This is a genomic window from Paraglaciecola aestuariivivens (assembly GCF_052983255.1).
This window is the reverse complement of sequence record NZ_JBRKBA010000010.1, coordinates 36163-50716: the sequence shown is the minus strand read 5'-3', so window position 1 is coordinate 50716 and position 14554 is coordinate 36163. Positions and strand designations below refer to the sequence as shown.

14 protein-coding genes are annotated in these 14554 nt (G+C 40.3%); 10 read left to right on the top strand and 4 right to left on the bottom strand.

From position 1 onward, the window contains the following. Positions 1-16 precede the first annotated feature (16 nt). The 6 genes from ccoG to ACVCDT_RS13925 all read left to right on the top strand — a co-directional run bounded on the left by ccoG (position 17) and on the right by ACVCDT_RS13925 (position 5803). On the top strand, positions 17-1456 hold the full coding sequence (ccoG, locus tag ACVCDT_RS13950; RefSeq protein WP_447133402.1) for a cytochrome c oxidase accessory protein CcoG: 1440 nt from the start codon (positions 17-19) through the stop codon (positions 1454-1456). Beyond that, positions 1453-2418 carry a serine/threonine protein kinase gene (locus ACVCDT_RS13945; protein ID WP_447133401.1) on the top strand — a complete coding sequence of 322 codons (966 nt, stop codon included), beginning with the start codon at positions 1453-1455 and terminating at the stop codon, positions 2416-2418. The genes ccoG and ACVCDT_RS13945 overlap by 4 nt, the downstream gene beginning before the upstream one ends. Positions 2419-2730: 312 nt before the next feature. Continuing rightward, a complete protein-coding gene (locus ACVCDT_RS13940; RefSeq protein ID WP_447133400.1) occupies positions 2731-3159 on the top strand; it encodes a type 2 periplasmic-binding domain-containing protein in 429 nt (142 codons plus the stop codon). A gap of 14 nt (positions 3160-3173) precedes the next feature. Then, entirely contained in the window at positions 3174-4310 is a 1137-nt protein-coding gene (locus tag ACVCDT_RS13935; protein WP_447133399.1) for a porin, read from the top strand. 193 nt (positions 4311-4503) lie between these two features. Further along, the gene (locus ACVCDT_RS13930) at positions 4504-5127 is read left to right on the top strand and encodes a thiol:disulfide interchange protein DsbA/DsbL (protein ID WP_447133398.1); all 624 of its coding nucleotides are present in this window, start codon (positions 4504-4506) and stop codon (positions 5125-5127) included. Between the two features lie 67 nt (positions 5128-5194). Further along, positions 5195-5803, top strand: coding sequence for a thiol:disulfide interchange protein DsbA/DsbL (locus tag ACVCDT_RS13925; protein ID WP_447133397.1), 609 nt, complete (start codon positions 5195-5197; stop codon positions 5801-5803). 48 nt (positions 5804-5851) lie between these two features. Here ACVCDT_RS13925 and ACVCDT_RS13920 read toward each other — a convergent pair whose 3' ends face one another. Beyond that, a complete protein-coding gene (locus tag ACVCDT_RS13920; RefSeq protein ID WP_447133396.1) occupies positions 5852-8227 on the bottom strand; it encodes a DNA polymerase II in 2376 nt (791 codons plus the stop codon). A 211-nt stretch (positions 8228-8438) separates the two neighbouring features. Continuing rightward, positions 8439-8834, bottom strand: a complete 396-nt coding sequence (locus ACVCDT_RS13915; protein ID WP_447133395.1) for a DUF3718 domain-containing protein — start codon at positions 8832-8834, stop codon at positions 8439-8441. Positions 8835-9082: 248 nt separating this feature from the next. Between ACVCDT_RS13915 and ACVCDT_RS13910 the strand changes: the two genes are divergently transcribed. The 3 genes from ACVCDT_RS13910 to groL all read left to right on the top strand — a co-directional run bounded on the left by ACVCDT_RS13910 (position 9083) and on the right by groL (position 12079). Beyond that, the gene (locus ACVCDT_RS13910; protein ID WP_447133394.1) at positions 9083-9820 is read left to right on the top strand and encodes a substrate-binding periplasmic protein; all 738 of its coding nucleotides are present in this window, start codon (positions 9083-9085) and stop codon (positions 9818-9820) included. A gap of 281 nt (positions 9821-10101) precedes the next feature. Next, positions 10102-10392 carry a co-chaperone GroES gene (locus ACVCDT_RS13905; protein ID WP_007622844.1) on the top strand — a complete coding sequence of 97 codons (291 nt, stop codon included), beginning with the start codon at positions 10102-10104 and terminating at the stop codon, positions 10390-10392. 37 nt (positions 10393-10429) lie between these two features. Then, positions 10430-12079 carry a chaperonin GroEL gene (gene groL / locus ACVCDT_RS13900; protein WP_447133393.1) on the top strand — a complete coding sequence of 550 codons (1650 nt, stop codon included), beginning with the start codon at positions 10430-10432 and terminating at the stop codon, positions 12077-12079. Between the two features lie 89 nt (positions 12080-12168). Here groL and ACVCDT_RS13895 read toward each other — a convergent pair whose 3' ends face one another. Beyond that, a complete protein-coding gene (locus tag ACVCDT_RS13895; protein ID WP_447133392.1) occupies positions 12169-12765 on the bottom strand; it encodes a LysE family translocator in 597 nt (198 codons plus the stop codon). A 179-nt stretch (positions 12766-12944) separates the two neighbouring features. Here ACVCDT_RS13895 and ACVCDT_RS13890 point away from each other — a divergent pair, with 179 nt between their 5' ends. Further along, the gene (locus ACVCDT_RS13890) at positions 12945-13322 is read left to right on the top strand and encodes a DUF3703 domain-containing protein (protein ID WP_447133391.1); all 378 of its coding nucleotides are present in this window, start codon (positions 12945-12947) and stop codon (positions 13320-13322) included. A 23-nt stretch (positions 13323-13345) separates the two neighbouring features. On the opposite strand, the gene ACVCDT_RS13885 is transcribed toward ACVCDT_RS13890, so the two are convergent. Next, the gene (locus tag ACVCDT_RS13885; RefSeq protein ID WP_447133390.1) at positions 13346-14554 is read right to left on the bottom strand and encodes an amidohydrolase family protein; all 1209 of its coding nucleotides are present in this window, start codon (positions 14552-14554) and stop codon (positions 13346-13348) included.

Here is a 14554-nt window from a genome sequence, read left to right as displayed (position 1 = left end):
AATTTAAGGACATCTAATGAGTGACCGCATTCCGGTAAAAATCATCTCTCCCGTTAAAGTTCATCGCCCAGATAAAAGCAAACATGATAATTCCTATACTCCTAGAAGTAGGATCTATGTACGTGCCGTAACTGGCATGTTAGAAAATATTAGACGTTTTTTTGGGTTACTGTTTTTAGGTATTTTTGTAATACTGCCTTGGCTGCAATTTAATCAGCAACAAGCGATACTTTTTGATTTAGCCGCACAAAGATTTAATATTTTTGGCCTAACTCTTTGGCCACAAGATTTAACCCTGTTAGCCTGGATACTAATTGTTGCTGCCTTTGCCCTGTTTTTTGTAACTTCTTTTGCTGGCCGCGTATGGTGCGGATTTATGTGCCCACAAACCACTTGGACTTTTATCTATATTTGGTTTGAAGAAAAAATTGAAGGCAGTCGCAACAAGCGTATGAAGTTAGATCAACGCAAAATGGATTTTGATAAATTTTGGCGAAAAACCACCAAACACTTGGCCTGGGTAGCAGTAGCGTTATTTACTTCTTTAACTTTTGTTGGCTACTTCACTCCTATTGACCAATTATTTGTCAACTTTTTTACCTTTAACTCAAGTTTCTGGCTGGTATTTTGGGTTTTATTTTTTACCGCCTGTACCTATGGAAACGCAGGCTGGATGCGTGAAATTATGTGTACTCACATATGCCCTTATGCGCGTTTTCAATCTGCCATGTTTGATAAAGACACTTTTACTGTGGCCTATAACAAAACGCGGGGTGAAACACGCGGCCCCAGAGGTAGAAAAGCCACAGCTGAGGAAAACCATGCACAAGGCCTAGGTGATTGTATTGATTGCAACTTGTGTGTTCAGGTGTGCCCTACAGGCATAGACATTAGAAACGGCTTGCAATACGAATGTATTAATTGTGGTGCTTGTGTTGATGCTTGTAATGGTGTGATGGAAAAAATGAATTATCCCAAAGGCTTAATCAGTTTTACCTCTGAAACTCAACTGGCAGGCGGCCAAACTAAACTCCTTAGACCTAAATTAATTGGTTATGCAACTGTATTGCTATTAATGCTAGGTCTATTAGTGTTTGAAATTATGACCCGAAGCCCACTTGAAGTGGATGTGATTAAAGACAGAGTGCCTATGTACCGAGAAACCGGCAATGGCCTAATCGAGAATGTGTTTACCGTTAAAATTTTAAATAAGTCACAAATCAGCCAAAGGTACCAAGTGTCAGTAATAGATTTAGATGGCCATGTTTATATAGGTGAAGACCAAGCTTTAGTAGCTGGGGGAGAAGTATTTAACCTACCCATTAGCATTGCTATTAATCCTGATAAACTCACTCAAGAAGTCACTGAATTTCACTTTTTGGTTAAGTCTATCAACCAAGCTGAAAACCCAATTGAGGTAAAACAATTGAGCAAATTTGTGTACCCAGATTTATGAGCCATTTTGATTTTTCAGGCCTCACCCCAGATTTAATTTTAGATGCCCTTGAGTCTATTGATATACGAGTAGAGTCAGGCTTATTAGCCCTCAATAGTTACGAAAATAGGGTCTATCAATTTGTGGCAGAAAATAGTCAACGTTATGTGGCTAAGTTCTATCGACCACAGCGTTGGAGCCAAGCCCAAATACAAGAAGAACATGATTTTTCAATGGAATTGGCTGCCCATGAAATTCCTGTAGTGGCGCCGCTTAAATTTCAAGGGCAAAGTTTACATAGTCATCAAGGTTTCTATTTTGCGCTCTTTCCTTCTGTAGGCGGCCGCCAATTTGAAGTCGATAATTTAGATCAAGTAGAGTGGATGGGCAGATTTATTGGCCGTATCCATGCGGTAGCTAAAAGCCAAAACTTTGTGCACCGACCTAGTTTAAACATTCAAGAACACTTGCTCGAGCCCGAACAAAGATTACTTACAAGCCAGTTGATCCCGACACATTTGCACACCGCTTTTTTTACTATTTTAAAACAGGTAATAGAGTTAACTCAGCAAAAATTTAGTGCTCATACTAGTATTCGCCTGCATGGCGATTGTCACCCTGGCAATATTTTATGGCGCGATGGCCCAACTTTTGTCGATTTAGATGACTGTCGAACCGGCCCTGCCATTCAAGACTTGTGGATGATGCTGTCGGGAGATCGTCAACAGCAATTTATACAAATGGACACTTTAGTCTGTGCTTACGAAGAGTTTAATCCTTTTGATAGCAGTCAGTTAAGCTTAATAGAGCCCTTGCGGGCCATGCGTATGGTTCATTATATGGCTTGGTTAGCAAAACGTTGGCAAGATCCAGCTTTTCCACAAGCTTTTCCGTGGTTTGCTGAAGGTAAGTATTGGGAACAACAAATTCTTGGATTAAAAGAACAGTTTTCTGCGCTGCACGAACCCCCGCTAGTTTTATAGCCATTTAAGCACTCACACGCAAATTAAAGCATGGCCCAACAAATCTACTACACTTCTATATGTATTAGGCTTTCAGTTTAGATTGTTAAAAGAGTAAAGGGCTACAAGGTTGTTAGTAGGCAATCAAAAGCATACCTATAATCTTTACCTAACAACTAAATTTGCAGTGTCGGTACAAATTCATACTAACTCTCTGTTTTCCATGGATGAAATTCACATTTAATTGAGAAAAAAGGAAAACGAAATTTAGCAATAAATCAGTTTATAGCTATAAATTTCCATACTAAATAAAGCGTCATATAGGTATCAAACATGAACTATCAAAGCGTGACTAAACTTCTGGCTGGGATCCTTCTGGGTTGGGTCATTTCATTCTTTTCTTATGCTGAATTAGTCATAGTTGTGCACCCAAGCAACGATGCCGAAATTTCGAAAAAGTCAGTACAAAGGATCTTTTTGGGTAAAGAAAAAAAGTTTTCAAATGGAAAAGAAGCATTACCTGTGAATCAGACCACAGCTAATGCCCTACGCAGTAGCTTTGACACAGACACCTTGGGCCGCAGTTCAACCCAAATAGCCGCTTACTGGTCTAAGTTAGTCTTTACTGGTAAAGGCATTCCTCCTAAAGAGTTAGACAACGATGCAGCAGTACTCGACATTGTTGCCAACAACCAAAATGCCATTGGTTATATAGATAGTGGATCTGTAACAGATGCCGTAAAAGTCGTTTCGTTGAATTAATTAGGAGCATGAACATGAAAAAATTACTTATCTTAGTGGCAATCACTGCCAGCACTTTCACTGCCCAAGCTGAAATTAGAATCAACGGCTTTGCAAATTTTATTGGTGGCATTACCAGTTCTGATGAAACGTTATATGGCTACGACGATAGCATCAGCTTTTCTGAAGAAAGCTTGTTTGCCATTCAAGTCAGTGGTGACATTAATGATAAAATGACGGCCACTGGACAAATTGTGGCTAAAGGCAATCAAGATTACCAAGCCGATTTTGAGTGGGCTTATATTTCTTATCAAGCCACAGATAACCTGAGCATTTCTGCAGGTAGGTTGCGAGTGCCGTTATTCCGTTACTCTTCATCAAAAGATGTAGGCTACTCATACCATTGGGTGAATGCGCCACGCTCTGTATATGACGTGGCATTCAACAATCTTGAAGGACTGAGGTTAGATTACAATAACTATACCGGTGATTGGGAATACGGTTTGCAACTTGGTATAGGCACAATTAATAGCAGTATTGATATTAGTGACGGCCAAGGTGGTGTCACACCTGTGGATTTAAACACCGAAGATTCTGCAATTTTAACGGCAGAGGCGACTTACGACTGGTTTAAAATTCGGGCTGTAGCAGGACGCGGAACCACTTACTTTACGCCAGCGGCCTTAGAAGTCACCTTCGCTCAACTTCCGGCTAACATTGCCGATTTACTACGTATAGATGGCGACACTGGCACTTTTTATGGTTTAGGACTTGAAGTGGATCAGTTTGACTGGTTTGTTAGTGCCGAAGTAACAGAGGTAAACATAGAAGAATCTTTCTCGCCTAAAGATACTGCTTATTATGTGACTGCCGGTTTACGTTCGGGTAAGTTTACTCCTTCTATGACTTATGAAGTTTTTGATGGTGATGCAGATATTCGTTTTCTAGACCAAGTAGCGGCCTTACCCGCGCCTTTTCAAGGGCCTGTGGGAGCGGCTGTAACAGGTGTTCAGCAAGCTTTTGCTAGTAAGTATAATATTATGACCTTAGGCTTGCGCTACGACATGGATACCAATGTAGCGCTCAAAGCCGACTTGAGTAAATACGATGACGAATTAATAGAGACAGCCGATGCCACCCTAGTTAGATTCGCGGTAAATTACGTGTTTTAACTCTAGTTTTATTGTTTAATTTAAAAAGGTCGCCTTAAAAATAAGGCGACCTTTTTGATTTTTAGCTCGCCACATTATATAAAGCACTGTATTCACACTCATTTACAAAGAACACAATCATTCACTATCGGTATTGTTGCTTAGCTATGATAACGTTAGAGCAAGATTGTTATTACTAGAGACGCTGTTAAATATGAAAAAAATCCTGACTATTGCATTACTTAGTTTTTTATTGCCTTTACAAGCATGTGCGCAAGAAAAGTGGCGCGAAGGCACCCACTATAGAGTGATCGCCGACCAAGCCACAGAAAAAAAACAAGTATTAGAATTCTTTTCTTTTTGGTGCCCTCACTGTTATCAGTTTGAGCCGCTGGTTAAAGAAATCAAAAGTAAGCTAGCAGAAGATGTTGAATTTAAAAAAGTCCATGTGAACTTTATGGGTTTTACTAGTCCAGCCATTCAAGATGAAGCCACTAAAGCCATGATGATCGGCCGTACCTTGAATCAAAGTGAAGAACTTAACCAAGCGATTTTTAAGTATTTACATGTGTCTAACTCTGCTATTACCAGCCTGAAAGACTTAAGAAACATTTTTGTCATCAATGGTGTATCACCAGAAGATTTTGACAAAACGGCTAAAAGCTTTGCGGTAAATAGCCAGGTAAAGTTAAACAACAAAACCATTAGCGACTATAGAAAACACATAAGTGGTGTGCCTAACTTTATTGTTAATGGTAAATACCAAGCTACCTTCACCCGCGATATGACTACCCAAGACATGATTGATTTAGTTGTATTTTTAACCAACAAAAAATAAGCTAAAGGCCAGTAGCATTAAGCTACTGGCTTATCTGTTTGAACTAATTTTTATTTGAGAGAATTTTATGCGTTTTACCTTAGTTGCCTTATCGGCCCTGTTTATCTCTTTAACCACAGCTGCTCAATCTAAGTGGCAAGAAGGCACCCACTATATTGTTATTGCCGAACATGCCAGCGCCAAACAAAATGTTAAAGAAGTGTTTTCTTACTGGTGTCCTGCTTGTAATGCCTTTGAAACCTTAGTGCCACAAATTAAAAGTGCCTTGCCCGACAATGTGCCATTCGAAAAAGTCCATGTAAACTTTAACGGCAGCACTTCAAAACAAACCCAAAATGATGCCACTGCTATTATGTTGGCTGCAAAAGCTCTAAATACAGATGCTCAATTTAACCAAGCATTATTTAACGCCATCCATCAAAAGCGTAAAAAAATAGTTAATAAACAAGATTTATTAGAGGTGTACAAAAGCACTGGAGCTGATCAAGCACAATTAGAAAAAATGCTAAACAGCTTTGGCATTCGTAGCCAAGTGGCCAAGAATGACAAGCAAGCTAGTGGTGTAAGACGTGTACCTACTATTATAGTGAACGATAAGTACCAACCCACTTTTACCCGTGACATGACCCCAGATGACATGGTTGATTTAATCAGTTGGTTAGTTAAACAAAAATAACGGCCTATAGGCGAGTAAGCCTAGCCTTACTCGCTTTTTCAATTCTGCTTAAAATAAACCCATTTGTTGGCTGGTCAAATTTTCAAAAGATAATCCAATAAAAGGTAAAATCCCTTCAGCTATGGGTTTAATCTGTTTGTCTACATAGTGCTCGTAATCTATCGGGCTAGTTAAATATTCAATTGGCTCTGGCCCATTAGTCGTTATCACATAACTGATCCAAGCTTTATTTTGATACTTTAAAGGCTTACCCAGCTCAGCGTTTTTTTGATCCGCTAGGCGTGCGGCCTTAACATGCGGAGGCACATTTTTAACATACTGTGCCAAATTTCGTCTTATGCGTTTACGATACACCAATTGCTCATCTAGCTGCCCTGAGCGGGTTTTCGCCAAGGTGTCGATTAAAAAGTCTTGCACATTTTGCCTAGCAAACACCAATTGATATAAGGTTAATTGAAAGTCTTTGGCTAGTTGAGTCCAATCAGAACGTACAGTTTCTAAGCCTTTAAATACTAATTCTTCACCCGCTTTAGTACTTTTAAGGCCAGCATAACGCTTTTTACTGCCTAGCTCAGATCCTCTAATGGTAGGCATTAAAAATTGACTAAAGTGGGTTTCAAATTCTATTTCTAAATGGCAAGCCAACTGATGCTCTTGCTTGATTTTTTGCTGCCATTGCTGATTAATAGATAAGGCTAACTCATGACCCACTTTTTGCGCTTGCGCTTCAGTGTACTCACCATCTAACCATACAAAGGTAGAGTCTGTGTCACCATAAATGACCTGATAGCCGGCTTGCGCTATCCATTGTGCAGTGGTTTGCATAATATCGTGACCGCGCATAGTAATTGAGCTAGCTAAACGGGTATCGTAAAACGGGCATCCTCCCGAACCTAGTACCCCATAAAAAGAATTCATCAGAATTTTAATAGCTTGACTGCGCGGCCCATCCTGATGAAGTTTAGCCTCATCACGTTGTTGCCATAAGGAGGTAATAATATCTGGCAGAAAATGCTTATCTCGACTAAACATTGCGCCTTTATACCCAATAATGGCCTGCTCTGGGGCAAGTAAACCTTCAACTAAGCCCAATGGATCAATTTTAAAGGTACGAATAATAGAGGGGTACAGACTTTTAAAATCCAGCACTAACACATTTTTGTATAGGCCTGGCTTGGAATTCATCACATAGCCACCAGGGCTTGCTAAGCCACCATCCATTGGGCGGTTAGGTGATACATATCCTGCGCGATGCAACTTTGGCAAATATAAATTAATAAAGGCCGCGACCGAGCCGCCCATTCTATCTAACTCTAAGCCAGTTAATTGGCTACGCAAAGTTAAAAAGTCTAACACTTTAGTCTGGGCAAAAATCTCCAACACTAGCCGACAATCTTGTAGATTGTATTGGGCTAACTTGATTTTATCGTGCACAAAATCGTGTTCTATTTGAGCCAATCTATTTTCTATATTTTCACTTAGCTTGCCTTTATTTAATAAGCTTTGCGCCACATGCTCTAAGCTAAAACTGGAAAACTGATAGGTTGCGGTTTTTAATGCGTCTATGCCATCAATTACCACTCTGCCTGGCATAGACACATAACCCTGATTCACTTCGTTTCTGGCATCGCGCCACACTATTGCTTGATTATCTCTGCCTAAGGTTAACTTAACCCTGTATAAAGCAGCACGCTTGATCAGCAAACGCAGATCAAAATTCACCACATTCCAACCAATAATAATATCTGGATCAAAATTAGTGAGTTCTGCCACAAAAGTTTGTAATAAGCTTTTTTCGTTTGCTACCCACTTGATCCAATTATGCGAAGTTGGTTGCGGCTGGCCAATGATCAACACTAAGTTAAAGTTCTCTGATGCTAAGCCTATTGAAAATAACTGGCCTTTTTCGCTGCACTCTATATCAATAGACAACAACCTAAATTTAGGTTGATATTGGCTGGGTTTAACTTGTAATCGGCTTAGCTCAAGAGTGGCCTTAGTCCCTTTAGCATGCCTAGCTTGAGATTGGATCCCGCTAAAACTGCCACTGGCATAAACAAAGCGTTCCATTAAATACCTATCGGTTAATCTAATATCCTGCTCATAAGTGGTGATTTTGTGTTGATTGAGTAATTCTTTGGCTTTAAACAGCGCTTTGCTGCTTGAAAAATACAAACCTGCAATAGCTTGTTGCTCGAAGGTTTTTAACTCAAGGGCTTTGTATTGATAAGCAATCTTATGTTGAGAGAATAAATCAGCAACTTTATTTTGCTCAGATTGGCAAATAAAGAACAATCCAGCTTGTGCTGGTGTAAACCCTTTTATTGGTCCTTGATCACTTAGAAACCAAACTTCAATACACTGCTGACCATGGTATTCAACCACTCGGGTAGTAAGAATAAAGCCCTCTATTGAGCTAAGCATAAAAACCAATACAAAATGTGAAAGATAATTTAGCTGCAAAGTAAGGGTAAATCATTCACATAGCAAGTTTGCCTGCTAAATCCTTCTACCTAAGGTTATAAATCGCCCAATAAAAAACGGCCTCATAAGAGGCCGTTTTCTAAGGTAAGCATTTGGTTGTTGGCCAACTAAACACTACCCTCCATGTTGAACTTTATGTTCTCAGGAACAATTAGATACGCGCTTTTAATACTTCTACTATAGGAGAACTATCTAAGCCGTTTTCTGCTGCCCAAGCAATCACTGTCTTGCCATCTTTCTCTGGCGAGCTCAAATCACTTTTTGGCATTTTTTTAATCATTAAGGTACCGGTTTCTACCGCGTTACTTAACATGGCAGTACGTATTAAGCTGTTACCGCCACAAGATACACCTGTGTAGTAGTCTTTTAACTTAAGACGATAATCAGACTGCACACGTTTCATTTTTTTACGTAATTCACCTTTGTCATCTGCTTTCACTATAGTGCAAATATTTTGCAAAGCTTCACCTACATCAGCTTGGGCTTGACCAGCTGTGAATAAAGAAAGAGTAGCAAGGGCGATAGATGTTTTAACAATTTTCAACATGGTTAAATTCTCATTTTAATATTAGTGTTGTTGCATCCGCTGTGGAGCAACTCGATGAAGCTATTAGAGCCTATAGAAAAAAATAAACCAATCTGCCAGTCGATACTTAGGTATGTAACTTAATAACTTTAAGGGTTCGATAGGTACATCTAAGATGGGAGTATTTTTAACCAAAACTAATTTGACAGCTTAGTATTTGTATTCTTAAATGGGTGCAACCTATCTAGAATAGAGAAAGAACATTTAGCATGATTCAACGCCTAACTTTATTAAGCATGGCATTATTGTCTCTGGCGTTTTTTAGTCATACCGCGCAAGGCAAATTATTGTTTGCCACTCATACCCGGCCACCACTAAGTTTATATCTAACCGATGTGATTCAAGCAGCGTTAAAGCCCTATTCAATCGAAGCACAAGTAGAAGAAATGGCCGGAAGCCGAATTATTTTATTAGTTAATAGTGGGCAAATAGATGGGGATCTTTCTCGAGTAGCCAATTTTCATGAAGTCAACAATCATGACTCTCAAAACTACCTAATAGTAAAAGAGCCCGTAGCTTTAACACACTTAGTAGTGGTAAGCCTTAAAAGCAAAAAGCTACCTCAGCCACTAAATTGGCACAGCATAAACCAAGGCTTGCCAAGGATCGCCTATTTACGCGGTTCAAAAACCATCCGCAAACATACTCTTGAGCAAAATCGAGTACCAATAGCCAGCAACCAGCAAATTCTAGAAATGCTGCTAAAGGAAAGAGTAGATTACGCCATAATGTTTGAGAGCGTGGCCACTAATTTACTTGCCCAATCTGAGTTTACCCAACAGTTAAGCATTTATAGCCCTCCTCTAAGTTCGTTTAATTTATATATTTATTTAAATAAAAAACATGCTGACTTAGTACCTTTGTTAGAACTTTCATTAAAACAATTAAAAAGCTCTGGCTTTATGCAAGAGCGGGCTGAATTTCACCAAGTAGATGTAGTGAAGTAAGGCAAAAAGCAATAAAAGCCCCACAGTTACTTTGCCCCTAAATTAACTTCAATTAAACTCAAAATTTGCGCTGGCAAACCTGCTTTTCAGCTTAAATGCTATTTATTTGAATTTTTTCTAAAAAAAACCTTGAGATCAATCTGACTAACCCCATCTCTGCACGCAGAACCACGTTCTACTTATAGAATTCTGAGCAGGTGAAAGTTCTTCTGCTCAATTAGCGCCTTAGTTAAAAAGGCATTAAAACAACATTAACATTGGAATTTTCAGGAGATTTGAAAATGGCAATTCGTCCTTTAAACGATCGCGTTATCGTTAAGCGTCACGAACAAGAAAGCAAATCGGCAGGTGGCATTGTATTGACAGGCTCTGCAGCAGAAAAATCTACCCGCGGTGAAGTGATTGCCGTAGGTAATGGTCGTGTGCTTGACAACGGCGACGTAAAAGCGGTCGACGTTAAAATTGGCGACATCGTAATTTTTAACGATGGATATGGCGTAAAAACTGAAAAGTTAGATGGCGAAGAAGTGCTTATCCTTAGCGAAAGCGACATCTTAGCAGTAGTTGAATAACTCCATCCATTAACAAAATTTTAGAGGAATAATTATCATGGCAGCTAAAGAAGTACGATTTTCTGATGACGCTCGCGTAAAAATGCTAGCAGGCGTAAATGTTCTTGCTAACGCAGTAAAAGTAACCTTAGGTCCTAAAGGTCGTAACGTAGTTTTAGACAAATCATTTGGTGCACCCACTATCACTAAAGATGGTGTATCTGTAGCTAAAGAGATCGAATTAGAAGATAAATTCGAAAACATGGGCGCACAAATGGTAAAAGAAGTGGCGTCTAAAGCAAATGACGAAGCCGGTGACGGTACCACTACAGCCACTGTTTTAGCCCAAGCTATTGTAACTGAAGGACTTAAGTCTGTTGCAGCCGGCATGAACCCCATGGATCTTAAACGTGGTATCGACAAAGCAGTGGTTGCCGCCGTTGAAGAGTTAAAAGCTTTATCAGTACCTTGTGCCGACAGCAAAGCCATTGCGCAAGTTGGTACCATCTCAGCAAACTCTGATTCAGAAGTTGGCGATCTAATTGCTAAAGCAATGGATAAAGTAGGTAAAGAAGGGGTTATTACTGTTGAAGAAGGTCAATCACTTCAAAATGAATTAGAAGTGGTTGAGGGTATGCAGTTTGACCGTGGTTACCTATCTCCTTACTTCATGAACAACCAAGAAAATGGCACAGTTGAACTAGACTCTCCATTTATTCTTTTGGTTGATAAAAAAGTATCAAATATCCGTGAATTACTTCCTACACTAGAAGCTGTTGCTAAAGCCTCTAAGCCTCTGCTTATTATTGCAGAAGACGTTGAAGGCGAAGCCCTAGCGACTTTAGTAGTGAACAACATGCGCGGTATAGTTAAAGTTGCTGCGGTTAAAGCACCAGGCTTTGGTGACCGTCGTAAAGCCATGCTTCAAGACCTTGCAACCTTAACAGGTGGTACTGTGATTTCTGAAGAAATCGGCTTAGAACTAGAAAAAGTCACGCTTGAAGACCTAGGTACAGCAAAACGTGTAGTTATCAACAAAGATAACACTACTGTTGTTGACGGTGCCGGTGAAGAAGATGCAATTCAAGCACGTGTTGCACAAATTCGAGCTCAAATCGAAGAGTCAACTTCTGACTACGACAAAGAAAAACTTCAAGAACGTTTAGCTAAACTAGCTGGTGGCGTAGCTGTTATTAAAGTTGGCGCAGCTACTGAAGTTGAAATGAAAGAGAAAAAAGACCGTGTTGAAGATGCACTTCACGCCACTCGCGCCGCAGTTGAAGAAGGCGTAGTAGCAGGTGGTGGTGTAGCACTAGTACGTGCCGCGTCTAAAATTGCTAGCCTAACAGGCGACAACGAAGACCAAACTCACGGTATTAAGTTAGCACTTCGTGCCATGGAAGCACCTTTACGTCAAATCGCAGCGAATGCTGGTGCAGAAGCGTCTGTAGTGACAAACGCAGTGAAAAATGGTGAAGGTAACTATGGTTACAATGCCGGCAATGACACTTACGGTGACATGTTAGAAATGGGTATTCTTGACCCAACTAAAGTGACTCGTTCAGCGTTACAATTTGCCGCTTCAATCGCAAGCTTGATGATTACCACTGAAGCTATGATTGCTGATGCACCAAAAGATGAAGCCGCACCTGCTATGCCTGATATGGGCGGCATGGGTGGAATGGGCGGCATGGGCGGCATGATGTAATTCGAAAGAATTACATGCCTCTCAAAGCTTAGCTTTGTACCAATAAAAAACCCGCTTAGGCGGGTTTTTTATTGGGCAATTTTTAAATTCTAACTAAAAAGTATGGGGTACAAAGACAAGACTAATAACAGTGCCATGCTGATATTAAATATTTTTAAATGGTTGGCTTGATTTAACAGGCGTTTGATTTTTGTGCCTAAAGACGCCCAGCCAGACACACAGGGAAAATTAACTAGACCAAATATTACCGACACCATAATCACAGACACCAGATCTTTATTCGGGGCATACACACTGATAGTGGTTAAGGCCATGGTCCAGGCTTTGGGATTAACCCACTGAAAGAGTACTGCCTGCATAAAGGTAAAGGGTTTAGCCTTGTGACCTTGACTGTCGATAGCACGACTTGAAGTGGCAATTTTAAAGGCTAAGTACAGCATATAAACAACACTAACCACCCGTAAAATCGGATAGCTAATAGGATAGGCATCAAATAATTGCATTATGCCCAAGCCCACCAAAATCGACATTAGCACAAAACCTAAAGACACTCCCAAGATATGTGGCAAGGTGAGTTTAAAACCAAAGTTCACTCCAGATGTCATTAGCATTAGGTTGTTTGGCCCTGGGGTAATAGACGAAGCCAGTGCAAATAAAATTAAGCCAAAAAGCAATTCAAAAGTCATAAATTAGCGCTATCCAAGGTAAAAGTTAACTCGCATTTTGTTTCACAGCAGATACCATAACGCGCAATTGACTAAGGTGAAATAAGCAAACTAACTTTATTAAATTAATTGCTAAATCAGCTAAAAGCTTGCAATCTAAGTAGCCTAAATTCCATTTTTATAAGAGCAATAGGTCGAACTTGAAATCCCGCTTTTATCAGACTATCAAACCCTATGTTGAGCATGAATTAGCGCTAGCTAGTTTAGCTGCCAATAAGCATCAATATGCCGAACAGTTTAGTCATTTAGAAACCGCACATGTATTAGCTCAAGGCTCTACAAGACTGCATACTAAAATCCATTGGTTAATGCTGCAGTGGGCACTTAATCAGGGCGATGTTAAAGAAGCCTTAGGACAAATAACCCGCATTATAGGCGCGGCCACTAAAACCCCTTTTGGTTTAGTGCCCAAAGGCAATACAGGCGGCAGTAACGTCAGCCCTTTTAAGGTCATGCCCATAAAACCAGAGCTTGAAACTATACTTAACCAAGCAAGACAAAAAGAATCTAGCCACTAAAAGCTTGTGTTATTGCGCTTTTATTAGCCGCCTTCGCTAACTCTTTGGCCCTTAATGTACACCCCTGTCACTTTGCTGGTGTATTCAAAGGGATCGCCTTGGTAAAGCACCAAATCAGCGTCTTTACCTTTTTCAATAGAGCCAATATTTTTGCTTAAGCCCCAGAGTTTCGCCGGTGTGCTGGTAGCGGCTTTAATGGCGCTTTGTTTATCTAGTCCGTTTGCCACTGCTATGGCCATTTCCCAAAGCAATACTCGGGTTTTAGGTACATAACCTTCATAACCGCTAGAAAACACAAATGGAATGTTAGCAGCATGGTAAAAACGAGCAGCTTCAAGTGAAGCGTTTTGTTTTTCACCTGGTGAGCTTCGTTGCATGGTTGGGGCGGTTATTATTGTTGCTCCAGCCGCCCTTAAGATATGGCGCATTAAGTAACCTTCAGTGCCATAGTTAATAATAGGCTTTAACTTAAACTCTTTAGCTATACGCAAAGCTGTGGAAATGTCGTGTTCTGAATGAGCCGTAAAGATAGCCTCAATTTCACCCGATAATACTTTGGCTAAAGCTTGCATGGCCAGGTCAGGCTTACGTTTGTTTTTATCTTTCTTTGACCAAGCTTTGGCTTTGTATAACGACTCACGAATTAACGCCGCCGTGGCCATTCGGGTTGTGGGACCACCGCTACTTTTAAAATAGTTTTTAGGCGCCTCACCTAAATTAAACATCATGGCAGCCTCGGTGCGCAAAGCCATTTCATCAGCCGTATTGCCGGCAGTCTTAAAAATAGCACTCACGCCTCCTACTGGGGCAGCGGGCTGAGGTGTAACGTGAATAGTAGTCACACCAAATTTACGAGCATGCTTAATTAAGGTCTCATTGGGATTAAAGCTATCCAAAATACGGTACTCAGCGCCCATATTATCGACCTTTTCAAAAGCATCTTGATCAGATGAAATATTAAAGGCGCCGTTTACCCCAACCATAGTATGGCTATCAATAAAACCTGGTGTTACCACATCAGCTTCAATCACATCCGCATTAGTTGGCAGCTTAATTTTGCTAGCAACTTGATGTATTTTTCCATCTTTGACCACAATAGTGGCGTTGTTCATCACTCCCTTGTCACTGCTGGTGTAAAGGGTTTTGGCCTGAATATATAAGGTATCCGAAGCGGCAACGGCCACGCTTGAAACAAACAAACACAGGCCAATAATATTGTTAACTAAAGTCAT